We start from the raw sequence: 22,448 nt of genomic DNA, 5'->3' as shown, positions 1-22,448 counted from the left end.
AAGAATCCGAATGTAAAAATACAATAGGTATATCAATCATTTAATTGGAAATGCACGCTTCGTAGCCTCTGGCATGAAGCTTGCGACATCTTATCCTGGCTCCGCCAGACCGGCGCGGCCGCGAGATTAAGGCGGGGCACCCGCCAAGGGAGCGAGCAATGGATTTTGGCAGGATTTCACGACGTCATTTGTTGCAAGGCGGCGCGGCTCTCACTCTGGGCGCGGCAGCGGGCGTGCGCCCGGCCTTCGCCGCCGACACCACCATCGGCTTCATCTATGTCGGCTCGCGCGATGACTACGGCTACAACCAGGCGCACGCCCAAGGTGCGGCGGCGCTGAAGAAGATCCCCGGCCTAAAGGTGGTCGAGGAAGAGAAGGTGCCGGAGACCGACGCGGTCGAGAAGACCATCGAGTCCATGATCAATCTCGACGGCGCCACGCTGCTCTTCCCGACCTCGTTCGGCTACTACAATCCGCACATGATCAAGATGGCCAACAAGTACCCGAAGCTGCGCTTCGAGCATTGCGGCGGCCTCTGGAGCGACAAGGACCCGAAGAACGCCGGCAGCTATTTCGGCTATATCGACGAGGCCCAGTACATCTCCGGCGTCGTCGCCGGCCTGACCTCGAAGAGCAGCAAGCTCGGCTTCGTTGCAGCGAAGCCAATCCCGCAGGTGCTGCGTAACATCAATGCCTTCGAACTTGGCGCCAAGTCCGTCAATCCGAAGGCGACGACGCAGGTGATCTTCACGGGTGACTGGTCGATGCCGGTCAAGGAGGCTGAAGCGACCAACAGCCTGATCGACCAGGGCGTGGACGTGCTGACCTGTCACGTCGATGGTCCCAAGACCATGGTCGAGAACGCCGCGCGCCGCGGCGCGTTCGTCTGCGGCTATCACGTCAATCAATCGCCGCTCGCGCCAAAAGCCTATCTCACCGGTGCCGAGTGGAACTGGGAGGCGCTCTATCCGAAGTTCGTGAAGATGATCGCCACGGGTGAAGGCATCCCGAATTTCTATCGCGGTGGTCTGAAGGAGGAAATCGTCAAGACTTCGCCCTATGGCGAGGCCGTCTCGGCCGAAGCACGCAAGGCGGCCGACGAGGCCAAGGCGAAGTTCCTGTCGGCGGAAGGGTTTGCCATCTTCAAGGGCGGGCTCGTGGACAACAAGGGCAAGACCGTCATCCCGGCCGGCACCGATCGTGGCCAGAAGGATCCTGAGCTCGAGAAGATGGACTATCTCGTCGAAGGCGTGATCGGAGCGACTTCGTGACATCGGAAGCAGCGGATTCTGCCGAAGCAGCCGGGGCGATTGCCCCGGCCGCCGATCCCGGCTTTCTCCAGCGCTACGGCGGCACGATCGAATATGTCCTGATCCCGGGCGCGGCGCTCGTCGGCGCGCTCGCGGTGTTCGGCATCTTCGTCATGCTGTTCGGCAAGAATCCGCTCGACCTCTATTTCTACATGTACCAGGGCGCCTTCGGCACCTGGTTCTCCTGGCAAAACACGCTGACGCGTGCGGCGCCCCTGATCCTCACGGCGCTCTGCACCGCGCTGCCCGCACAGCTCGGCATGGTCATCATCGGCGGCGAAGGTGCGCTGCTGATCGGCGCGCTGTCGGCGACGAGCATCGCACTCGCGCTCCAGGGCATGCCGCCGCTCGTCGTGCAGATCGCCATGGTCATCGCCGGCGTCGTCGGTGGCGGCTTGTGGATCATGCTCTCGGGGGCCTTGCGGCAGTATCGCGGCGTCAACGAGACGATCTCGAGCCTGCTGCTCGTCTATATCGGCCTTGCGATCCTCAATCATCTCGTCGAAGGCGCGATGCGCGATCCCGCCAGCCTCAACAAGCCGTCCACGCGCGAGATCGGTGCCGCCAACATGATCGGTTCCATCCCCGGCACCGACGTGCATTGGGGCCTCGTCTTCGGACTGATCGCAGCGATCGCGTCTTACATCCTGATCTATCACACCGTGTTCGGCTTTGCCGCGCGCGTCGCTGGCGGCAACATCCGCGCCGCAAAAATCGTCGGTCTCGGCGTCAGCAAGCTAATCCTCACCGTCTGCTTCCTCGCCGGGGGCGCCGCGGGTCTTGCCGGCATGGTCGAGGTCGCCGCCGTGCAGGGGCGCACCAACGCCAATCTCGCGGCAGGTTATGGCTTCACCGGCATCCTCGTCGCCTTCCTCGCACGGCAGAATCCGCTCGCCATCATCCCCGTCGCGATCCTGCTCGGCGGCATCAGCGCCAGCGGCGGCCTCTTGCAACGCCGCCTCGGATTGCCCGACGCCTCCGTGCTGGTGCTGCAAGGCATCATCTTCGTCTTCGTGCTCGCCAGCGATGCGCTCTACGGCCGCATCGGTTTCCTGAAAGGAAAATCCTGATGGCAGACGGATCGATCGGACTCTGGACCGTCCCGCTCGCCGTCCTCGGCGGCGCCATTCGCGTCTCGACGCCATTCCTGTTCGTGAGCTTGGGGGAATGCATCACCGAGCGCTCCGGCCGCATCAATCTCGGCCTCGAGGGCACGCTGGTGATGGGAGCGATGAGCGCCTATGGCATCTCCTATGTCACGGGATCGCCGTGGTTGGGCGTGCTCGCCGCCGGCATCACCGGTGCGCTGCTCGGCGCGCTCCATGCCGGCATCTGCTCGCTCCCGCGCGTCAACGACGTTGCCGTCGGCATCGCCCTGATGCTGTTCGGTACCGGCCTCGCCTTCTATCTCGGCAAGCCGTTGATCGAGCCGACGGCCCCGCGCCTGCCTGCGATCGATTTCGGCTGGTGGAGCGACGTCCCGCAAGTGCGCGCCGCCTTGCGTGTCAACGTCCTCTTTCTGATCGGCGTCGCGCTGGCCCCGATCCTCTACTGGGCCTTCCGCACCACACGCTGGGGCCTGCTCATCCGCACCGCAGGCGAGAGCTCTGATGCCGCGCGTGCGATGGGCCATTCGGTGCTGCTGATCCGCCTGCGCGCCACCATGGTCGGCGGCTTTCTTGCCGGCATCGGCGGCTCGTTCCTGTCGCTGTTCTATCCCGGCAGCTGGAACGAGGGCCTCTCGTCCGGGCAGGGCATCACGGCGGTCGCGCTCGTGATCTTCGCGCGCTGGGATCCCCTGCTCTGCCTGTGGGCCTCGCTCGCCTTCGGCGGCGCCGCGGCGCTGGGACCGGCACTTCAATCCGTTGGCGTCACCTCCGGCTATCACCTCTTCAACGCCGCGCCCTACATCCTGACGCTGGCGATCATGATCATCACCTGCTCGCCGAAGCGGACGCTGACCGGCGCGCCCGCCGAACTTTCGATCACACGGTAAACCCGCACGAGGTCGTCCATGCCCGAGCGCTACATCAAGTCCGAACCCTACGCCTGGCCTTACAACGGCGATCTCCGCCCCGAGAACACCGCGCTCATCATCATCGACATGCAGACCGATTTCTGCGGCGTCGGCGGCTATGTCGACAAGATGGGCTATGACCTCTCGCTGACGCGAGCCCCGATCGAGCCGATCAGGAAGCTGCTCGCGGCGATGCGCGCGCAAGGCTTCCACATCATCCACACGCGCGAGGGCCACCGTCCCGACCTTTCCGACCTTCCCGCCAACAAGCGCTGGCGCTCGCGCCAGATCGGCGCCGGCATTGGCGATCCCGGCCCGTGCGGCCGCATCCTGGTGCGCGGCGAGCCCGGCTGGGACATCATCGAGGAACTGGCGCCGCTGCCGGGCGAGCCGATCATCGACAAGCCCGGCAAGGGCTCATTCTGCGCCACCGATCTCGAATTGATCCTGCGCGTGCGCGGCATCGAGAACATCGTGCTCACCGGCATCACCACCGACGTCTGCGTCCACACCACCATGCGCGAGGCCAATGACCGCGGCTTCGAATGCGTGCTGCTGCACGATTGCTGCGGCGCGACCGACAAGAGCAACCACGACCACGCGCTGAAGATGATCAAGATGCAGGGCGGCGTGTTCGGCGCGGTCTCGACCTCTGACGCCTTCATCGGAGCGATCACGTGATCATCGGCGAAACGCCTCCGCCTTCAGGCGCATTCGGCGTCGATGCCATCGCCATGACGATGCGCTTCGGCGACTTCCTGGCGCTTGATAATGTCGAGCTGAAGGTGCGCCCGGGCTCATTCCATGCGCTGCTGGGCGAGAACGGCGCCGGCAAGTCCACCCTCGTCAAATGCATCATGGGCTATTACCACGCGACCGAAGGCGACATCATCGTCGGCGGCCGCGAGCAGGCCATCGCCAACCCGAAGGACGCCCATGCGCTCGGCCTCGGCATGGTCTACCAGCACTTTACGCTGGTGCCGGCCATGACGGTGGCGGAAAACCTCGTGCTCGCCCGCGACGACGTGCCGGCCGTCGTGAATTGGCCGAAGGAGATGAAGGAGCTCGAGGCCTTCCTGGCGCGGATGCCCTTCAAGGTGCCGCTTTCGGCAAAAGTCTCCGACATCTCCGCCGGCGAACGCCAGAAATGCGAGATCCTCAAGCAGCTCTATCTGAAACGCCGTTTCTTGATCCTGGACGAGCCGACCTCGGTGCTGACACCGGCAGAGGCCGACGAAGTGCTCGGCATGCTCCGCGACATGGTCGTGAAGGGCGAGCTGACCATTCTGATGATCACCCACAAGTTCCGCGAGGTCATGGCCTTCGCCGACGAGGTGACCATCCTGCGCCGCGGCAAGCTCGCGGGAGCCGGCAAGGTCGCCGAGCTCACACCGGATGCGATGGCGCGCACGATGATCGGCGCCGAGGAGCTGACGGTGCAGCCGCCACGCACCGGCGAAGCCGGCAAGGCCCGGCTCGAGCTGAAAAAGATCCGCGCGCTCGACGATGCCGGCGCGGTCGCCGTGCGTGATGTCTCCCTGACGGTCTGCGCCGGCGAGATCGTCGGCATTGCCGGCGTCTCCGGCAACGGTCAGCGCCAGCTCGTCGAGGTGCTGGCGGGCCAGCGCGAGGCCGAGAGCGGCGAAGTCCGGGTTGCCGGCGATCCCTATCACGCGAGCCGCGAGGAGATGCGCCGCCACAGGATGTCGCTCCTTCCGGAGGAGCCGCTGAAGAACGCCTGCGTCGGCGGCATGAGCGTTGCCGACAACATCGCCTTCCGCGAGTTCGACCGCGCCCCGTTTGCCAGCGGCGGCTGGTGGCTCAATCGCGGTGCCTTCCGCGACGACGCAAAGAAGAAGATCGGCCAGTACAAGATCAAGACCCGCACGCCGGAGACGCCGATCTCGGCGCTGTCGGGCGGTAACGTCCAGCGCGCGGTGCTCGCACGCGAGCTCGCAGGCGACGTCGAAGTGCTGATCGCGGCCAATCCATGCTTCGGCCTCGACTTCGCGGCTGTCGCGCAGATCCATGCCGAGATCATGGCTGCACGCAACCGCGGCGCAGCCGTGCTCCTCGTCAGCGAAGATCTCGACGAGCTACTCGAACTCTCCGACCGGCTGGTGGTGATGTTCCACGGCGAATTCGTGTATGAAGGGCGGACCAGCGACGCCGACCTCACTGTGGTCGGCCGGCACATGGCGGGGCACTGACCTGGGGGCAGCAATGAGCGGCACGGCCGAACGCGACGAGCACTTTCTGCGCTTGTCCTTCGCAGTCGCCCGGCGCTCTCTCACCCATGGCAACCATCCCTTCGGCTGCATCGTGGTCGACGCCGACGGCAAGGTGCTGATCGAGAGCGAGAACGGCTACATGCCGGATCACGACGGCACCGCCCATGCCGAGCGCCTCGCGGCAACGCAAGCCTGCCGCACACTCGGCCGCGATGTGCTGGCTGGCGCCACGCTCTATTCCTCCGCCGAACCATGTGCGATGTGCGCCGGCGCCATCTACTGGGCCGGCATCGGCCGCGTCGTCTACGGCCTCAGCGAGCACCGCCTGCGCGGCGTCACCGGGAACCATCCGGAGAACCCAACGCTCGATCTGCCGTGCCGCGAGGTCTTTGCCAGCGGCCAGAGGCCGACTGAGGTCGTGGGCCCGCTGCTGCAAGACGAAGCCGAAGCGCTACACGACGGCGTGTGGACGAAATAGGTATCCAGCATTCAGTATCTTGGGGTGGGCAAAGGCGCCCGTGCGCCATGCCCACCATCTGCTTCCAACATCAGTAAAAGTCGTAGGCACGCTTCGCCTTGCCCATCAACGACAGCGTTGCTCACGGCACACGCAAATGGCGCCACGCATTCCCGCGCGGCGCCATCCAAGCCCTGGAAATTATCAGCCGATCAGAACTTCACCGTCACGCCACCGTACACCGTCGACTCGGTGCAGCTCTTGGTGCTCTGCCCGGTCGCAGCGACCGTGCAGACGCCGGGCATCGCATTATGGTCGAGGCCGAACTTGTTCTGCCAATAGCGGTAGGCGACCCAGAGGTCGACGAAGTGCGAATACTTGTCACCCCAGACCGCCTTCGAAGCGTCGAAGGTCAGGCGGATCGGTTCGCTGTTCAGCTCGACCTTTGAGGCTGTGGAGAAGCGGCCGATACCCGAGAGCGCAGGCAGGCCGTTCGAGTCGCCCTTGGCGCCATACCAGCCGGCGCGACCGCTGATCGACCAGAACTGCATGTTCGGCGGAAGGAAGCCAAGGTCCATGTAGTAGTTGATTTCGACGGCCCAGGTCGGCTTGTAGCTGACATTGCCGTCCGAGTTACAGGTCACCCCCGGCACGCCCGGTCCAAACAGGCCGCACTGCGTGAAGGCATTGTGGTTCAGGAACTCGTAGTACATCAACGGCGCGACGTTGATGTAACCCTTGTAGGGAAGGTCGAAGGCGAACTGCAGACCGGCAACGACGTCACGCTTGGCGGGCGCCAGGAAGTTGTTCTCGGTGTTGGCGTCCATACCCACTTCGAACGAGATGTTGTGCAGCGGCCCCATGGTGAAGGCCTTGGTGTTGAAGATCTCGTTCCAGCCGAAGGTCGAGCGGAACAGACCGTAGATCTCGGTCGCGCCGGCGCAGTCAGCGGCCCCGCCGGTGATCGTCACGCCCGGCGCGGTGCAGGGATTGGCAGGATCGTTCCTGTCCGACTTGTACATCGAGATGGTGAAAAAGTTGGTGCCATAGGCCCAGAGGTCGAAGTGGGTAAAGGAGTAGACCTGCTTGGCGGTGGTGCCGTTGATGCTCCCGTCCGGACGGACACTCCACACGCCGGGATCGGTGCCTTTGGGCATCCAGGAGAACGTCACCCGGTTGTCGATCACCAGGAAGAACGGGAGGTCGGGCGCCTTCTTGGCAGCCTTGACCGGCAGATCCGCAGCCTGAGCCCGACCGCTTATGGCGAGCGTCGCAAGTGACAGCGCCGCAGCTGCAATTGCCTTCAAACGAAACGACATCCTGATACCCCCAAGTTTGGACACGTAAAAATGAACGTCCCTTGGGTGCGACACTTGCGCCGATCTCCCGGAGTGAGAAGCCTCAACTTTTTTCAAGGCATGGCGCATGTTTTGGCAGCAGCCGACGCTGCATCGCGGCATTTTGGGGGTTTTTGCTTATCGCGAGCGCTCGCATACGGCGACGTGATGTCCGCGTTTGCCAGATATTCCTGTTTGATTCTGCTTACCTTTCATCTCGATCCGACACCACGGACAAGATCGTCATGGATGCCTGTCGCGTCAGCCCGAGATTGCATACGCGTGCTGACGCGATTTTGCTCAACTTCACGTCAGACCTGCACAGCAGGTTCGGATTTGGATTGCACCGTCACAATTTTGCAACAGGCATTGCGCGCGGGAAACGAGCCGCGGAGGCGCCTCAAAACCATTTGAGCTGCTCCTCGTCCGCAGAAGCCACGACTCGCCGACACCAGCCGCCTGCCGAAGCGTTGAGCAAGGGATGACGCTTTTTCACACCTTACGCGGCGGTTCAAACTAGCCCAGTATTGAGGCACTTCATCCCATGCAAGCGCATCAGCGAATGTTAGATTCGACGCCTAACGGCCTGCATTCCGGCGAATCCCCGCTGCTTCAGACGCTCGGGCTCACCAAGCGCTATGGGGATTTCCTCGCCAACGATTCCATCGACATCGATATCTGGCCGAAGGAAATCCACGCCCTGCTGGGCGAGAACGGCGCGGGCAAGTCGACGCTGGTCAAGGCGATCTACGGCCTGATCCAGCCCAGCGCGGGCGAGATCCGCTGGCAGGGCCAGCCCATCGTGCTGTCCGGCCCGTCCGAAGCGCGCAGCCGCGGCATCGGCATGGTGTTCCAGCATTTCTCGCTGTTCGACAATCTCACCGTTGCCGAGAACGTCGCGCTCGGGCTCGACGGAAGAGAGTCCTTCAAGGACATGTCGGCACGGCTGGAGCAGGTCTCCAAGACCTACGGCCTGCCGCTCGATCCCAGGCGCGAGGTCTGGCAATTGTCGGTCGGCGAGCGTCAGCGCATCGAGATCGTGCGCGCGCTGATGCAGGACCCGAAATTCCTGATCCTGGACGAGCCCACTGCGGTGCTCACGCCGCAGGAGGCCGACCAGCTCTTCATCGTGCTGGAACGCCTCAAGGCCGAAGGCCGCGCCATCCTCTATATCAGCCACAAGCTGGAAGAGGTGAAGCGGCTCTGCGACACCGCAACCATTCTGCGCGGCGGCAAGAAAGTCGATACCTGCAATCCCCGGCTCGAGACGGCGGCTTCGCTCGCGCGCATGATGGTGGGCGGCGAGATCAAGGAAGTGAAGGCGGCTGCGGGCCGGAAGACCACGGTGCCGCGGCTCGTCGTCAACGACCTTTCGCTCGCGCCAAGCGAAGCGCATGGCGTGCGGCTCGAGCACATCTCATTCGAGCTCAAGGGGGGCGAGATCCTCGGCATCGCGGGCGTCGCCGGCAACGGCCAGGACGAGCTGTTCGCCGCACTCTCCGGCGAGCGCCTCTCGAAGGACCCCGGCACGGTCGTGATCGAGGGCATTGCCGCCGGCCACCTCTCGATCACCCAGCGGCGCAAGCTCGGCGCAGCCTTCGTTCCCGAGGAACGTCTCGGCCACGGCACCGCGCCCCGCATGAAGCTGTCGGAGAATGCGCTGCTGACCGGGCACGCGGCCAGCGGCATGGTCCATCACGGCTTCATCGATACCGCAGCCACGCTGAAGACCGTCGATCGCGCCACCGAGACGTTCGACGTCCGCAAGGCCAAGCGCGATCCTGAAGCCGCGAGTCTTTCCGGCGGCAATTTGCAGAAATTCATCGTCGGACGCGAGATCCTGCGCAATCCTGCGGTGCTGGTGGTGAGCCAGCCCACCTGGGGCGTCGATGCGGGCGCAGCCGCTGTCATCCGCCAGGCGCTGCTTGATCTTGCAAGCGCCGGCGCCGCCGTGCTGGTGACCAGTCAGGATCTCGACGAGCTCGCCGAGATCGCCGACCGCATCGCCGTGATGTTCCACGGTCACCTTTCGGCGCCGCTCGCCACCGCTGATGCGACGCGCGAAAAGCTCGGCCTTCTCATGGGCGGCAGCAGCCTCGAGCCGAAGGAGGCCGCGCATGCAGTTGGTGCTTGAGAAGCGCGCCGAGCGCTCCAACACGATCGCGCTGGTCTCGCCGCTGATCGCGATTGGCCTCACGATCGTCACCATGACCATCCTGTTCGCGATCCTCGGCAAGAATCCGTTTCTCGCGCTGCATGCCTATTTCATCGCGCCTTTGACCGACGCCTATTCACTCCAGGAAATCGCGGTGAAGGCGACGCCGCTGGTGATGATCGCGATCGGCCTGTCGCTCTGCTACCTCGCGAACGCCTGGAACATCGGCGCCGAAGGCCAGTTCCTGATCGGCGCCGTCGCCGGAAGCTGGATCGCGGTGAAGACGCAAGGCACCGACGCCGGCGCCTGGGTGCTGCCGGCGATGCTGGTGCTCGCCGCCGCCGCAGGCGCCCTCTATGCGTTGATCCCGGCGATCTGCAAGGTGAAGTTCGGCGCCAGCGAGATCCTGACCAGCCTCATGCTGGTCTATGTCGCCGACCTCTTCCTCGACTATCTCGTGCGCGGTCCCTGGCGCGATCCGCAAGGTTTCAATTTCCCGACCACGGCCGAATTCGATCCGGTCGCGACAGTGCCGCTGCTGATCGACGGCGGCCGGCTGCATCTCGGCTCGATCATCACCCTGCTGGTCGTCGCGGCCGCAGCAATCCTGCTCGGACGCACCATCAAGGGTTTTGAGATCCGCGTCGTTGGCGCTGCGCCCCGCGCGGCGCGGTTCGGCGGCTTCAACGCCAACCAGCTGATCATCCTGACCTTCGCCGTCTCGGGCGCGCTGGCGGGCCTTGCCGGCATCATCGAGGTCGCGGGACCCGTTGGGCATCTCCAGCCAGGCATCTCGCCCGGCTACGGCTTTACTGCCATCATCGTCGCCTTCCTCGGCCGGCTGAACCCGCTTGGAATATTAATTGCAGGCCTTTTTCTCGCACTGACCTTTATCGGCGGCGAGCAGGCGCAGATCGCGATGAAGATCCCGTTGGATGTCACCAAGGTGTTTCAGGGCATTCTGCTGTTCTACGTGCTCGCCTGCGACTCCCTCATTCTCTACCGCTTCAAGCTGGTCTCTCCGAACCGACAGGTGGCCAGTGGAACTCATTGAAGCCATCATCCTCGCGGTCCTCGCCGCCTCGACACCGCTGCTGCTCGCCGCGACCGGCGAGCTCGTCACCGAACGCTCAGGCGTGCTCAATCTGGGCGTCGAGGGCATGATGATCGTCGGCGCCGCCTGCGGCTTTGGCGGCGCCTGGCTGACCGGCTCGATCTTCATCGGCGCGCTGTTCGGCATCGTCGCGGGCGTGCTGATGTCGCTGGTGTTCGCGCTGATGGCGCTCGGGCTCGCCGTCAACCAGGTTGCGACGGGCCTTGCGCTGACCATTCTCGGCATCGGTCTCTCCGGTCTGATCGGCGCCGGCTTCGTCGGCGAACGCATCACACCGGCCGTGCATCTCTACATTCCCGGTCTCACCGACATGCCGCTGATCGGACGGGTGCTGTTCGGCGAGGACGCCTTCGTCTATTTCTCGATTGCGCTCATCATCGGCGTCTGGTGGTTCCTGTACCGCACGCGGGCGGGATTGATCCTGCGCGCCTGCGGCGACAATCACGTCTCGGCGCATGCGCTCGGCTACCCCGTGCTGCGCATCCGCACCTTCGCCGTGATGTTCGGCGGCGCCTGTGCGGGCTTGGCCGGTGCTTACCTCCCGCTCGCTTACACGCCGTTCTTCATCCCCGGCATGACCGCGGGCCGCGGCTGGATCGCGCTGGCACTGGTGGTGTTCTCGTCCTGGCGACCCGGGCGCCTCGTGGTCGGCGCTTATCTGTTCGGCGCAGTGACGATCCTGCAATTGCATGCGCAGGGGTGGGGCGTCGGTATTCCCTCGCAATTCATGTCGGCGCTGCCTTATCTCGCGACCGTCATCGTGCTGGTCCTGCTCTCCCGCGCGCGTACCGGCGGCTCGACCGCGCCGGCCGCGCTCGGCACCGTGTTCGTGCCTGACCGCTAGCGTTTCATTTCCGCGGCGTGCGCGATGGGGCGCACACGTTGCGGATCGTGGCTTTCCCCTGATGTTTGGAGATTGATGATGAGGAAATCAGTTCTTGCACTGGCTGCCGGGCTCTTGCTTGCCGGAAGCGTCAGTGCAGCCTCCGCCGCCGATAAGCTGAAGGTCGGTTTCATTTACCTCGGCCCGATCGGTGACCTCGGCTGGACCTACCAGCACGATCTCGGCCGCCAGGCTCTCGTCAAGGAGCTCGGCGACAAGATCGAGACCACCTACCTCGAAAACGTGCCCGAAGGCCCCGACGCCGAGCGCGCCATCGAGCAGCTCGTTCGCGCCGGCAACAAGCTGATCTTCACGACGTCGTTCGGCTACATGGATCCGACGCTGAAGGTCGCCAAGAAGTATCCGAACGTGCATTTCGAGCACGCCACCGGCTACAAGCGCGACAAGAACATGTCGACCTATTCGTCCAAATGGTATCAGGGCCGCTACATCCAGGGCCTGATCGCGGCCAAGATGTCGAAATCGGGCGTGCTCGGCTATATCGGCTCGTTCCCGATCCCCGAGGTCGTCTCCGGCATCAACGCGACGATCCTCGCGGCGCAGACGATCAACCCGACCATCAAGGTCAAGATCATCTGGGCCAACACCTGGTTCGACCCCGGCAAGGAAGCTGACGCCGCCAAGGCGCTGATCGACCAGGGCGCCGACGTGATCATGCAGCACACGGACTCGCCGGCGCCGATGCAGATTGCCAGCGAACGCGGCAAGCTCGCCTTCGGCCAGGATTCCGAGATGATCAAGTTCGGCCCGAAGACCCAGCTGACCTCGATCCTCGACACCTGGGGCCCCTATTACATCGAGCGCGTCAAGGCCGAGCTCGCGGGAACCTGGAAGTCCGAGGACACCTGGGGCGGCCTCGACAGCCACATGTTCGCCATGGCGCCCTACACCAACATGCCGGACGACGTGAAGAAAATCGCCGAGGATGCCCAGGCCGCGATCACCGCGGGCAAGCTGCATCCGTTCAAATGCCCGGTCATTGGGCAGGACGGCAAGGAGATCGAGTGCAAGGGCGGCGCCAATCTCGCCGACGGGCAGATTCTCGGGATGAATTTCTACGTGAAGGGCATCGACGACAAGCTGCCGGGCAAGTAGCACGCTTCTTGCATTGACCAAATCACCTGCTCCTCCCGGAGGAGGTTCGGAGGGGGTGGCCAGAAGCACCCGGCACTTGTGGTCGCCCCCTCTTTCTATCTTTCCCGGTCTATCCCGCGTGCATGGCCCGCGCCGCCGAACTATGACGGCGGATCAGGTCAGTGACATCCAGTCCCGGGATCGCCCCGTCGATCACGGCCCATTTCCCCGCCACCATCACCCGATCGGCCCGATGCGCCCCGCACAGCACCAACGCGGCCAAGGGATCGCCATGGCCGGAAAAGCGCAATTCGTCCAACTTGAACAGCGCGAGATCGGCCGCCTTGCCGACGGCGATCTCGCCGAGTTCCGGCCGGCCGACGCAGGCCGCCGAGCCCTTGGTGGCCCAGCGCAGCGCATCCTTGTGACTGACCTTCGTCACGCCGTAGCGCGCCCGTTGCAGCAGGAACGCGGCGCGCACCTCCTGCATCAGGTTCGATCCGTCGTTCGAAGCGGAGCCGTCGACACCGATGCCGATCCCGACACCCGCCTCCTCCATATCGCACACCGGGCAGCAGCCGGACGCCAGCAACTGGTTGCTGCACGCACAATGGCTGATGGTCGTCTTCGCCTTACCCAGCCGCTTCATCTCGTCGGCGTTGAAAAATATGCCGTGGGCGAGCCAGGTCCGCGCGTTGAGCCAGCCGCATTGTTCGAGATAGTCGAGCGGCCGGCAGCCATACATCTGCTGACAGAATTTGTTCTCGTCCTCGGTCTCGGCAAGATGAGTGTGCAGGCGCACGTCGAGCTTGTCGGCGAGGTCGGCGGTCGCCCGCATCAGCGACGTCGTCACCGAGAACGGCGAGCACGGCGCGAGCGCGATCTGCACCATCGCATCCGCACCGCGCTGATGATATTTGGTCACCACGCGCGCACTGTCGGCGAGGATGGTATCCTCGTCCTGCACGACGCTATCCGGCGGCAGTCCGCCGTCGCGTTGCGACAGGTTCATCGAGCCGCGTGTCAGCAGCACACGCACACCGAGCCGCTTGGCGACGTCGACCTCGATATCGACGGACTCTTCGAGCCCGGCCGGAAAGACATAGTGATGGTCCGTCGTCGTGGTGCAGCCCGAAAGCAGCAGCTCCGACATCGCCACCGTGACGCCGAGTTGCAACCGCTCCGGCGTCAGCTTCGCCCATACCGGATAGAGCGCCTGGAGCCAGGGAAACAGCTCGCGGTCCATCGCCGCCGGCAGCGCCCGCGTCAGTGTCTGGTAGAAATGATGGTGCGTGTTGATCAGGCCCGGCAGCACGACATGTTCTGCTGCATCGAACGCCGCGACATCCGCGGTCGCGGGCGTGCCGCCGGCCGGTACGAGCTCGACGATCCGGCCGCCCTTCACCACGACTCCGCGCTCGGCACCGTCGGCGAGGATGGCCAGGGGATCCCTGATCCAGATCGGCTTTGCGTCGCTCATGATCACGGTTCTCCTCATCTTCGCCGAAGACGGGCCTGCAAGGCGGAGGCCAGTCCGGCTGCGTCATCACCGCGAGTTGTTGTTGCCACTTGGCGCTGGTCTTGCAAGACTTTCTCCCTGTTCGATTCACTCGGTGCAAGCGCGGCGCAGCCATGGATTTGAATACCATCACCACGGTGGCCCGTCCGCAAACGCGCTCCGACCTGCCCGTTTGGACGTCAGGTGATGCTTGGCTCGCAGGCGGCACCTGGCTGTTCTCGGAGCCGCAAGCGCACCTAACACGGCTGATCGATCTTACCGATCTGAAATGGCCGGCGCTGACGATCACGGATGACCATCTCTCGATTGCCGCCACCTGCACCGTCGCGCAGCTCGATGGCTTCGCCTGCCCGCCCGACTGGCTCGCAGCGCCGCTGATCGGCCAGTGCTGCCGCGCCTTTCTTGCCTCGTTCAAGATCTGGAAGACGGCGACCGTCGGCGGCAATCTCTGCATGTCGCTGCCGGCGGGACCGATGATCTCGCTCACTTCCGCGCTCGATGGCGTCTGCACGATCTGGAAAGCCGGCGGCGGCGAGCAGAGGATTCCCGTCATCGACTTCGTGACCGGCAATCAGCGCAACCGCCTGACGCAAGGCGACCTGCTGCGGCAGATCGACATCCCGCTTGCAGCGTTGAAGCGCCGCACGGCGTTTCGCCAGATCTCGCTGGCACCGGTCGGCCGCTCCGCGGCGCTCCTGATCGGCAGCCTCGATAGCAATGGCGCATTGGCGCTGACCGTGACCGCTTCGACCGTGCGCCCCATCCGGCTGTCGTTTCCCAAGGCCCCGGACGCGAGCGCGCTTGCTGACGCGATCTCGCAGCAGATCACGGACGAGCTGTACCACACCGACATCCACGGCAAGCCGCTCTGGCGCAAGCACATGACGCTGCGGCTCGCCGAGGAGATCCGCCGCGAACTACGCGAGGCATCGCCGTCATGAGCTTCGAGATCAACGGCACGCCGTTTACGCAGGAGCCGCGCGCCGGCCAGTGCCTGCGCACGTTCCTGCGGGAGCTCGGCCATTTCGGCGTGAAAAAGGGGTGTGATGCCGGCGATTGCGGCGCCTGCACCGTGCTGCTCGACGGCGAGCCCGTGCATAGCTGCCTGATCCCCGCCTTCCGCGCCGAAGGTCGCGTCGTCACCACGATCGAAGGCCTGGGCGGCGATCACGGCGCACATCCGATGCAGCAGGCCTTTCTCGATGCACAAGGCTTTCAATGCGGCTTCTGCACCGCCGGCATGATCCTGACCTGCGCCTCGCTCAACCAGGCGCAGCGCACCGATCTCGGCGTTGCATTGAAGGGCAACATCTGCCGCTGCACCGGTTATCGCGCGATCGAGGATGCGATCCTCGGCAAAAACAATGTCGAGGCGAGCGTCGAAGCCGGCGCCGCCTTCGGCCGCAGCCTGCCGGCCCCGGCGGGTCCCGATGTCGTGCGCGGCCAGGCGCGCTATACGTTCGACACAGTCATCGACGGCCTGCTGCACATCAAGCTGCTGCGCTCGCCGCATGCGCATGCGAGGATCGTCGCGATCGACACCTCGGACGCGCTTCGTGTTCCCGGCGTGCATACGGTGCTGACCCATGAGGACGCGCCCTCGGTGCTGATGTCGACCGCGCGGCACGAGAAGGACTGGATGGACCCCGAGGACACCCGCGTCCTCGACGACGTCGTTCGCTTCATCGGCCAAAAGGTTGCCGCCGTCGTCGCCGAGACCGAAGCGGCCGCCGAGGAGGCCTGCCGGCGCATCAAGGTCGACTACGAGATCCTTCCTGCGCTGATCGATCCCGAGCAGGCGATGGCGCCGGGCGCGCCGATCATTCATCCCGACCGCACCACGGAGAGTCGTGTCGCCGACGCGCAGCGCAACCTCGTCGCGGAGACGCATGGCGAATACGGCGATGTCGCGACCGCGCTCGCCACCTCCGCCGTCACCTATGAGGCAACCTTCCACAGTCATCGCGTGCAGCATGCGGCCCTGGAAACTCACGGCGGCCTCGCCTGGCTGGATGCCGAAGGCGTGCTCAACGTCCGCACCTCGACGCAGGTGCCTTTCCTGACGCGGCGCGCGCTGTCGGACATCTTCCAGCTTCCGATGGACAAGGTCCGCGTGTTCTGCGAGCGCGTCGGCGGCGGCTTTGGCGGCAAGCAGGAGATGTTCGTCGAGGACATCCTGGCGCTCGCCGCTCTCAGGAGCGGACGCCCGGTGAAGCTGGAGCTCACGCGCGAAGAGCAGTTCATCGCGACCTCGACGCGGCATCCGATGCGGGTTCACGTCAAGGCCGGCGCCGATGCGGACGGCAAGCTGACCGCGCTTCAGCTCGAGGTGCTCTCCAACACTGGCGCCTACGGCAATCATGCCGGCCCGGTGATGTTCCATTCGCTGGGGGAGTCCATCAGCGTCTACAATTGCCCGAACAAGCGGGTGGACGGCTATGCCGTCTACACCAACACGGTACCTGCAGGCGCGTTTCGTGGCTATGGACTGCCGCAGACGCAGATCGCGGTCGAAGCGGCGATCGATGAGCTTGCCCGGCAGCTCGGCATCAGCCCCTACGACATGCGCAGGCTGAACGTCGTCAAGCCCGGCGATCCCATGCTGTCGCCGCCGCCGTCCGAATTCCACGACGTGCTCTATGGCTCCTACGGGCTCGATCAGTGCCTGGACCTCGTCGAGCGCGCGATGCACGCGGACGGCCCGCAGCCGGATCTGTCGCCGGAATGGCTGATCGGCGACGGCATCGCGCTGACCATGATCGACACGGTGCCGCCGGCCGGCCACATCGCGGACGCCACGATCGTCCTCAACGAGGACGGCGGTTTCGATCTCACCGTCGGGACCGCCGAGTTTGGCAACGGCACCAGCACCGTGCACCGGCAGATCGCCGCGACGACGCTGGCGACGACGGTCGACCGGATCCGCCTGCGCCAGTCCGACACCGCCCATGGCGGCCACGACACCGGCGCCTATGGCAGCGCCGGCACCTTCGTCGCCGGCAAGGCGACGCATGCCGCAGCGATGCAGCTCGCGACCGATCTGAAGGCCGCGGCGGCAGACGCCTGGCTTTGCGACATCAGGACCTGCGCGCTCGAGGGCGAGGCCGTCGTCAGCGGCGTCCGGCGGATGTCCTTTGCCGAACTGGCGAAGCTTGCCCGCGAACGCGGCCTGCCGCTCGCGGCGAGCGGCAATTCCGGCGGAACGCCGCGGTCGGTCGGCTTCAACGTCCAGGGCTTTCGTGTCGCCGTGAACAAGGCGACCGGCGAGCTCAAGATTCTCCGGAGCGTGCAGGCGGCGGACGCCGGCGTAGTCGCCAATCCCATGCAGTGCCGGGGCCAAGTTGAAGGCGGCGTCGCGCAGGCGCTGGGTGCCGCGCTGTACGAGGAGATGGTGATCGATGCGGAGGGGCGCGTCACCAACCCGAAATTCCGCGACTATCATTTGCCATCTTTCGCCGACGTTCCGCGCACCGAGGTGCTGTTCGCCGAGACATCCGACACGATCGGGCCGCTCGGCGCGAAGTCGATGAGCGAGAGCCCGTACAATCCGGTCGCCGCGGCGCTCGGCAACGCCATCGCGAATGCCACCGGCATCCGCTTCACCGCGCCGCCTTTCAAGCCGGACCGGCTGTTTCCGGCCCTGCACGATAAATTTGGTTGAGCACATTTCATTGAGGATTGATCGATGGCCAGCGAAGTGCATCCCGTCGACGAGGTTTTGCCGGTTCCGCGCCTCCTCGCACTCGGGCTCCAGCATGTGCTGGTGATGTATGCCGGCGCGGTCGCGGTGCCTCTGATCATCGGACGCGCGCTCAAGCTGCCGCCGGAGGACGTCGCCTTCCTGATCAGCGCCGATCTGTTCGCCTGCGGGCTGGCGACGCTGGTGCAATGTCTCGGCTTCCCCGGTGTCGGCATCCGCCTGCCCGTGATGATGGGCGTGACCTTTGCGTCGGTCGGCCCGATGCTGTCGATGGCGGCGGCGCCCGATATCGGCCTGCTCGGCATCTACGGCTCCGTTATCGCGGCCGGCATTTTCGGCATCATCGTCGCGCCGTTCGTCAGCCGGCTGCTGCCCCTGTTTCCGCCCGTCGTCACCGGTACCATCATTCTCGTCATCGGCATCTCGCTGATGCGGGTCGGCATCAACTGGGCCGGCGGCGGCCTGCCGACGCTGACCAAGGTCGTCGACGGCGTCCCCGGCAGCTTTCCCAATCCGGCCTACGGGCAGTTGCAGGGCCTCGGCATCTCGCTGTTTGTGCTGCTCTTCATCCTCGGCCTGATCAAATGGGGCACCGGCTTCCTCGCCAACGTCTCGGTGCTGCTCGGCATCATCGCCGGTGCCGTCCTGGCGAGCATCCTGGGCGTGATGCATTTCGACAAGGTCGCGGCGGCCTCCTGGGGCGCTGTCGTGATCCCGTTCCGCTTCGGCATGCCGCAATTCCATCTCGTGCCTGTCGTCACCATGTGCATCGTCATGATCGTGGTGATGATCGAGTCTCTCGGCATGTTCCTCGCGCTCGGCGACATCACCGGCAAGTCGATCGACCGTGAAGCCCTCAGTCGCGGCCTGCGGGCCGACGGCGTCGGCACGCTGCTCGGCGGCATCTTCAACACGTTTCCCTACACCTCGTTCTCGCAGAATGTCGGCCTCGTCTCGGTCACCGGCGTGCGCTCGCGCTGGGTGACCGTAACAGGCGGCTGCATCATGCTCGTGCTCGGGCTGCTGCCGAAGCTCGCCGCGCTGGTCGAGGCGGTGCCGCTGGTCGTGCTCGGCGGCGCCGGCCTCGTGATGTTCGGCATGGTCGCGGCAACAGGCGCGCGCATCCTTACCGCAGTCGATTTCCGCAACAACCGCTACAATCTCTTCATCGTCGCGATCTCGATCGGCTTCGGCCTGATCCCGCTCGCAGCACCCGGCTTCTTCCGGAATCTGCCGCACGATCTCCAGCCGCTGCTGGAGTCCGGCATTTTGCTCTGCGCGGTCGTCTCGGTGCTGCTCAACGCGTTCTTCAACGGCTTGAGCGGTGGCGCCGCAGCGGAAGCCGATGCAGCGTCAGCCTCCGCATCGGCGCAGCATGTCTAACTGCCGCGATAGGTCGAATAGCTCCACGGCGTCACCAGCAGCGGCACGTGGTAATGGCTCTCCGGCTCGCTGATCGAAAAGCGCAGCGGGATCTCGTCGAGGAACGGCGGGTCCGACAGCGGCACGTTGCGCTCGGCGTAATATTTGGCGACGCTGAAGCGGAGTTCGTAGCGGCCGATCGGCAGCGGGCGCCCGCCGATCAACGGCTGGTCGGTACGACCGTCCGCATTCGTCACGGTGCGCGCGATGACGCGGCTCTCGCCGAGATTCGCAAGCTCGACGAGCTCGACCGGAATGCCGGGCGCGGGCTTGCCGGCGTGATTATCGAGCACATGCGTCGAGAGACGACCGTGCACTTTCAGCTTGTCGTCGGCAGTGACGAGCTGATCGAGCCGCAACGCCGAGATGCGGCCGATCTCCTCGATCGCGCGGCGGGTCTCTGTCTTGGCGATATTGCGCAACCGCGTCTCGAAGTCCCGCAGCACGGAATCCTTGGTGTGACGTCGCACGCAGACGATGTAGGGGAAGCCGAACTTTTCGCGATAGGCGTTGTTGACGCGTTCGAATGCCGTGTATTCGGCATCCGAGAGACGGTCGAGGCCCGCGCTGTTCTGCTCCTCGGTCGATTCTGCCGTGAGCCCTGCCGCGCGCTGGGTCTTGTTGGCGAGATCGGGATGGGCGCGGATCAGCGCCAGTTGCACGTCGGGCTCGGCGGCCTGGATCGCCGCCATCAACGCGGCGTGGAGCTGGTTGATGCCGGCGAACGGCCGCTGCGCCGCGATCTGCTCGGCGATCCACGGCGAATATTCGACGACATTGGCGAGCGCCGCGACGAAGTCGGCCTTGCTGGCGGCGTTGAGAGCGGCGAGCGAAATTTGCGAAGTCATATCTTCACCCGATCTCGAACGCATCGGCCGCCAGATGCGCATGCTTGTCGTGCCAATGCTGCGCGATCTGCAATCGCGTCGGCACCCAGACGCGTTCGTGCTTGCCGATGTAATCGAGGAAGCGGATGAGCCCCGCCGCACGGCCGGGCCGGCCGGCGAGACGGCAGTGCAGGCCGACCGACATCATCTTCGGCGCGGTCTCGCCTTCGGCATAGAGCACGTCGAAAGCGTCCTTCAGATAGGTGTAGAACTGCTCGCCTTCGGCAAAACCCTGCGGGTTGATGAACCGCATGTCGTTGGCGTCCAGCGTATAGGGAATGATGAGCTGCTTGCCGTTGGCGCCCTTGACCCAATAGGGCAGATCGTCGGCATAGGAGTCGCAGAGATAGAGGAAGCCGCCCTCCTCCATCAGCAGCCGGTTGGTGTTGATCGAGGAGCGCCCGGTGTACCAGCCGAGTGGACGCGATCCCGTGGCCTCGGTGTGGACGCGAATGGACTCGGCGATCTCGGCGCGCTCCTGCGCCTCGGTCATGTCCTTGTGCTCGATCCATTTCAGGCTGTGGCTGGCGATGTCCCAGCCGGACTCCTTCATCGCCGCCACGATCTCCGGATTGCGCTGCAGCGCCGTGGCGACACCGAACACGGTGGTCGGCCATTTCCGTTCACCGAACATCCGCCACAGCCGCCAGAAGCCGGCGCGCGAGCCATATTCGAACATGGATTCGATATTGGCGTGGCGCTGGCCCGGCCAGGGCTGCGCGCCGAGCACGTCGGACAAAAACGCTTCCGAGGCGCGGTCGCCGTGCAGGATGTTGTTCTCGCCGCCTTCCTCGAAATTGACGACGAACTGCACCGCGACCCGCGCGTTGCCCGGCCATTGTGGATGCGGCGGATTGCGGCCGTAGCCGCGAAGATCGCGCGGGTAGCGGGGCTCTATCACTCAGACTTCCTCGAAGCGGATCGGCAGTGCACCCTTCCAGAGTACGCTTTTGCCGAGGGTCGCCAGATTCTCCAGGCCCGAGGTCACGGTGACGAAGTGGTTGCCGGCGAGCTGGCCCATCTTGCTGGCGAAGCTCACGCCGCCATACGCCATCAGAATCTCGGTCTCGCTGATGCCGCCGGGATAGAGGATGATCTGGCCCGGTGCGGGATAGCTGGTGTGGTTCTCATAGCCGACGCCGAAATCGAGGTCGCCGAGCGGCATCCACACCGCCTCGCCGCTCCAGCGCACATGGATGATGTGGCTTTCGAATGGCATCGCCTTGCGGAACGCGGCGACGGTCTTGGGCGCGGCCTGCTCCTCGAAGCGTGCATCGAAGGTGTAGTCGCCGGCGCGGATAACGAGTTTGCTCATCTCATCTCTCTGGATCGGGGGCGGGTACCCCACGGGGAATTTTCAAGCAAAGAGCATTCCACCGGGCTTCGCGCAAGTGGCGCGGACCCTCACCTGCGATCGTAGGACCAGCCGAAAATGCCGCTCCGTCGCACCTCCGGCTCCGCCTCGGCGGCGGGCGCGGCCGAGGGCGGCGCCTCCTTCAGTTCCGCCTGCGGCGGCGGTGCGGGCGGGGGCGGCAGGGTCTCGCACTTCATGGAATAGACCAGCTTGCCGTCCGCGGTCCGTCCGATCGGGGCGCAGGGGTCCGGATGCGCCGCCGTGCTCTTCGGAGTGAGCTTGACCTGCGCAGCCGCCGGCGAGGCGATCAGGAGGAGAACCAGCAGATATTTCGACATCTTTGTCGCCTTGAAACCAATTGACCCCATTGAACCGGATTGCGGGGAGCAAGTCCATCGGGGCCACGGGTGCGGTTGCCGAATATTTAGCCGGGACCAAAAAATTGGCTCGCCCCATCGTGAAGGCGGCGCCGCCGATCGTGAAGCCAGCGCTGCTGATATTCGGCAGGCCGCATCGCCACCTCAGCTGCGACGACGACAACATGTCTGACAGCCGGAGCGTCGTCACGGGAGAAACAACCATGCGAAAGACTCTTGCCATTCTCAGCGCCACGCTGATCACCGCCGCCACCATCCAGACCGCCGCGGCGAACGATCGCCACCACGCCCGCAAGGCCCAGCCCGCGCCGATGTCCCAGTCCGTTCGCGATTCCAACGCCGCGATCTGGCCGTCGCAGCCGACGACGCCCGACTGGCAGCGTTACGAGAATGGTGCGATGTCGGCGCCCGCGGGACGGTGAGGTTGGGCGCGTAGAGCGCAGTTGCTTCAACACTCCGCGCGTGTCCCGGACGCGCTGCAGCGTGCAGCGCTGCGGCGCAGAGCCGGGACCCAGAAGGCGGCACGGGCGGTGTGGAGAGATGGGCCCCGGCTCTGCAGCGCACCGTCGAAGAGACGCTGCGCTGCGTCC

General features: G+C 64.9%; 20 protein-coding genes. 14 read left to right on the top strand and 6 right to left on the bottom strand.

The features are described 5' to 3' along the window. The first annotated feature begins 158 nt into the window (after window positions 1-158). The 6 genes from HYH08_RS11115 to HYH08_RS11090 are packed head-to-tail and all read left to right on the top strand — an operon-like array spanning window position 159 to window position 6,036. The gene (locus tag HYH08_RS11115) at window positions 159-1,271 is read left to right on the top strand and encodes a BMP family ABC transporter substrate-binding protein (RefSeq protein WP_220009836.1); all 1,113 of its coding nucleotides are present in this window, start codon (window positions 159-161) and stop codon (window positions 1,269-1,271) included. Continuing rightward, on the top strand, window positions 1,268-2,380 hold the full coding sequence (locus HYH08_RS11110; protein WP_220009835.1) for an ABC transporter permease: 1,113 nt from the start codon (window positions 1,268-1,270) through the stop codon (window positions 2,378-2,380). Before HYH08_RS11115 ends, HYH08_RS11110 begins: the two co-directional genes overlap by 4 nt. Continuing rightward, window positions 2,380-3,306, top strand: a complete 927-nt coding sequence (locus HYH08_RS11105; protein ID WP_220009834.1) for an ABC transporter permease — start codon at window positions 2,380-2,382, stop codon at window positions 3,304-3,306. Before HYH08_RS11110 ends, HYH08_RS11105 begins: the two co-directional genes overlap by 1 nt. 18 nt (window positions 3,307-3,324) lie before the next feature. Beyond that, window positions 3,325-4,008, top strand: coding sequence for a biuret amidohydrolase (gene biuH / locus HYH08_RS11100; RefSeq protein ID WP_220009833.1), 684 nt, complete (start codon window positions 3,325-3,327; stop codon window positions 4,006-4,008). Then, entirely contained in the window at window positions 4,005-5,537 is a 1,533-nt protein-coding gene (locus HYH08_RS11095) for an ABC transporter ATP-binding protein (protein WP_220009832.1), read from the top strand. The genes biuH and HYH08_RS11095 overlap by 4 nt, the downstream gene beginning before the upstream one ends. A gap of 13 nt (window positions 5,538-5,550) precedes the next feature. Next, a complete protein-coding gene (locus HYH08_RS11090; protein WP_220009831.1) occupies window positions 5,551-6,036 on the top strand; it encodes a nucleoside deaminase in 486 nt (161 codons plus the stop codon). 191 nt (window positions 6,037-6,227) lie between these two features. On the opposite strand, the gene HYH08_RS11085 is transcribed toward HYH08_RS11090, so the two are convergent. Continuing rightward, the gene (locus HYH08_RS11085; RefSeq protein WP_220009830.1) at window positions 6,228-7,334 is read right to left on the bottom strand and encodes a hypothetical protein; all 1,107 of its coding nucleotides are present in this window, start codon (window positions 7,332-7,334) and stop codon (window positions 6,228-6,230) included. A gap of 580 nt (window positions 7,335-7,914) precedes the next feature. Here HYH08_RS11085 and HYH08_RS11080 point away from each other — a divergent pair. From HYH08_RS11080 to HYH08_RS11065, 4 genes are all read left to right on the top strand, one after another. Further along, entirely contained in the window at window positions 7,915-9,486 is a 1,572-nt protein-coding gene (locus tag HYH08_RS11080) for an ABC transporter ATP-binding protein (protein WP_220009829.1), read from the top strand. Further along, on the top strand, window positions 9,470-10,561 hold the full coding sequence (locus HYH08_RS11075) for an ABC transporter permease (RefSeq protein WP_220009828.1): 1,092 nt from the start codon (window positions 9,470-9,472) through the stop codon (window positions 10,559-10,561). Before HYH08_RS11080 ends, HYH08_RS11075 begins: the two co-directional genes overlap by 17 nt. After that, window positions 10,548-11,465, top strand: a complete 918-nt coding sequence (locus tag HYH08_RS11070; protein ID WP_220009827.1) for an ABC transporter permease — start codon at window positions 10,548-10,550, stop codon at window positions 11,463-11,465. The genes HYH08_RS11075 and HYH08_RS11070 overlap by 14 nt, the downstream gene beginning before the upstream one ends. Window positions 11,466-11,543: 78 nt before the next feature. Continuing rightward, window positions 11,544-12,620 (top strand): BMP family ABC transporter substrate-binding protein, encoded by a 1,077-nt coding sequence (locus tag HYH08_RS11065; protein ID WP_220010120.1) that lies wholly within the window; start codon window positions 11,544-11,546, stop codon window positions 12,618-12,620. 109 nt (window positions 12,621-12,729) lie between these two features. Here the strand turns inward: HYH08_RS11065 and HYH08_RS11060 are convergent, their stop codons facing one another. Then, window positions 12,730-14,079, bottom strand: a complete 1,350-nt coding sequence (locus HYH08_RS11060) for an 8-oxoguanine deaminase (RefSeq protein ID WP_220009826.1) — start codon at window positions 14,077-14,079, stop codon at window positions 12,730-12,732. A 152-nt stretch (window positions 14,080-14,231) separates the two neighbouring features. Between HYH08_RS11060 and HYH08_RS11055 the strand changes: the two genes are divergently transcribed. The 3 genes from HYH08_RS11055 to HYH08_RS11045 are packed head-to-tail and all read left to right on the top strand — an operon-like array spanning window position 14,232 to window position 19,201. Next, window positions 14,232-15,059, top strand: a complete 828-nt coding sequence (locus HYH08_RS11055) for an FAD binding domain-containing protein (protein ID WP_220009825.1) — start codon at window positions 14,232-14,234, stop codon at window positions 15,057-15,059. Beyond that, window positions 15,056-17,779 (top strand): molybdopterin-dependent oxidoreductase, encoded by a 2,724-nt coding sequence (locus tag HYH08_RS11050; RefSeq protein ID WP_220009824.1) that lies wholly within the window; start codon window positions 15,056-15,058, stop codon window positions 17,777-17,779. The genes HYH08_RS11055 and HYH08_RS11050 overlap by 4 nt, the downstream gene beginning before the upstream one ends. Before the next feature lie 24 nt (window positions 17,780-17,803). Then, complete coding sequence (locus tag HYH08_RS11045) at window positions 17,804-19,201, top strand: nucleobase:cation symporter-2 family protein (RefSeq protein WP_220009823.1); 1,398 nt, start codon at window positions 17,804-17,806, stop codon at window positions 19,199-19,201. Here the strand turns inward: HYH08_RS11045 and uraD are convergent. The 4 genes from uraD to HYH08_RS11025 form a co-directional block, all read right to left on the bottom strand. Further along, window positions 19,198-20,088 (bottom strand): 2-oxo-4-hydroxy-4-carboxy-5-ureidoimidazoline decarboxylase, encoded by an 891-nt coding sequence (gene uraD / locus HYH08_RS11040; protein WP_220009822.1) that lies wholly within the window; start codon window positions 20,086-20,088, stop codon window positions 19,198-19,200. The genes HYH08_RS11045 and uraD overlap by 4 nt on opposite strands. A 4-nt stretch (window positions 20,089-20,092) precedes the next feature. Next, a complete protein-coding gene (gene puuE, locus HYH08_RS11035) occupies window positions 20,093-21,028 on the bottom strand; it encodes an allantoinase PuuE (protein WP_220009821.1) in 936 nt (311 codons plus the stop codon). Further along, the gene (locus HYH08_RS11030; protein ID WP_220009820.1) at window positions 21,029-21,442 is read right to left on the bottom strand and encodes a DUF3830 family protein; all 414 of its coding nucleotides are present in this window, start codon (window positions 21,440-21,442) and stop codon (window positions 21,029-21,031) included. Window positions 21,443-21,531: 89 nt separating this feature from the next. Next, window positions 21,532-21,819, bottom strand: coding sequence for a hypothetical protein (locus tag HYH08_RS11025; protein ID WP_220009819.1), 288 nt, complete (start codon window positions 21,817-21,819; stop codon window positions 21,532-21,534). A gap of 242 nt (window positions 21,820-22,061) precedes the next feature. Here HYH08_RS11025 and HYH08_RS11020 point away from each other — a divergent pair, with 242 nt between their 5' ends. After that, a complete protein-coding gene (locus HYH08_RS11020; protein WP_220009818.1) occupies window positions 22,062-22,280 on the top strand; it encodes a hypothetical protein in 219 nt (72 codons plus the stop codon). Window positions 22,281-22,448: the final 168 nt, after the last annotated feature.

It is taken from the genome of Bradyrhizobium sp. BR 10289, from assembly GCF_019455385.1.
Lineage (GTDB): Bacteria > Pseudomonadota > Alphaproteobacteria > Rhizobiales > Xanthobacteraceae > Bradyrhizobium.
The sequence above is the reverse complement of the archived record's forward strand: the minus strand, read 5'-3'. Positions and strand labels throughout refer to the sequence as shown.

Excerpts from the sequence above, each read along its gene's own strand:
- HYH08_RS11115 (WP_220009836.1), top strand. The coding sequence starts at position 159 with ATGGATTTTGGCAGGATTTCACGACGTCATTTGTTGCAAGGCGGCGCG.
- HYH08_RS11105 (WP_220009834.1), top strand. The coding sequence starts at position 2,380 with ATGGCAGACGGATCGATCGGACTCTGGACCGTCCCGCTCGCCGTCCTC.
- biuH (WP_220009833.1), top strand. The coding sequence starts at position 3,325 with ATGCCCGAGCGCTACATCAAGTCCGAACCCTACGCCTGGCCTTACAAC.
- HYH08_RS11090 (WP_220009831.1), top strand. The coding sequence starts at position 5,551 with ATGAGCGGCACGGCCGAACGCGACGAGCACTTTCTGCGCTTGTCCTTC.
- HYH08_RS11085 (WP_220009830.1), bottom strand. The coding sequence starts at position 7,334 with ATGTCGTTTCGTTTGAAGGCAATTGCAGCTGCGGCGCTGTCACTTGCG.
- HYH08_RS11080 (WP_220009829.1), top strand. The coding sequence starts at position 7,915 with ATGTTAGATTCGACGCCTAACGGCCTGCATTCCGGCGAATCCCCGCTG.
- HYH08_RS11075 (WP_220009828.1), top strand. The coding sequence starts at position 9,470 with ATGCAGTTGGTGCTTGAGAAGCGCGCCGAGCGCTCCAACACGATCGCG.
- HYH08_RS11065 (WP_220010120.1), top strand. The coding sequence starts at position 11,544 with ATGAGGAAATCAGTTCTTGCACTGGCTGCCGGGCTCTTGCTTGCCGGA.
- HYH08_RS11060 (WP_220009826.1), bottom strand. The coding sequence starts at position 14,079 with ATGAGCGACGCAAAGCCGATCTGGATCAGGGATCCCCTGGCCATCCTC.
- HYH08_RS11055 (WP_220009825.1), top strand. The coding sequence starts at position 14,232 with ATGGATTTGAATACCATCACCACGGTGGCCCGTCCGCAAACGCGCTCC.
- HYH08_RS11050 (WP_220009824.1), top strand. The coding sequence starts at position 15,056 with ATGAGCTTCGAGATCAACGGCACGCCGTTTACGCAGGAGCCGCGCGCC.
- HYH08_RS11045 (WP_220009823.1), top strand. The coding sequence starts at position 17,804 with ATGGCCAGCGAAGTGCATCCCGTCGACGAGGTTTTGCCGGTTCCGCGC.
- uraD (WP_220009822.1), bottom strand. The coding sequence starts at position 20,088 with ATGACTTCGCAAATTTCGCTCGCCGCTCTCAACGCCGCCAGCAAGGCC.
- HYH08_RS11030 (WP_220009820.1), bottom strand. The coding sequence starts at position 21,442 with ATGAGCAAACTCGTTATCCGCGCCGGCGACTACACCTTCGATGCACGC.
- HYH08_RS11025 (WP_220009819.1), bottom strand. The coding sequence starts at position 21,819 with ATGTCGAAATATCTGCTGGTTCTCCTCCTGATCGCCTCGCCGGCGGCT.
- HYH08_RS11020 (WP_220009818.1), top strand. The coding sequence starts at position 22,062 with ATGCGAAAGACTCTTGCCATTCTCAGCGCCACGCTGATCACCGCCGCC.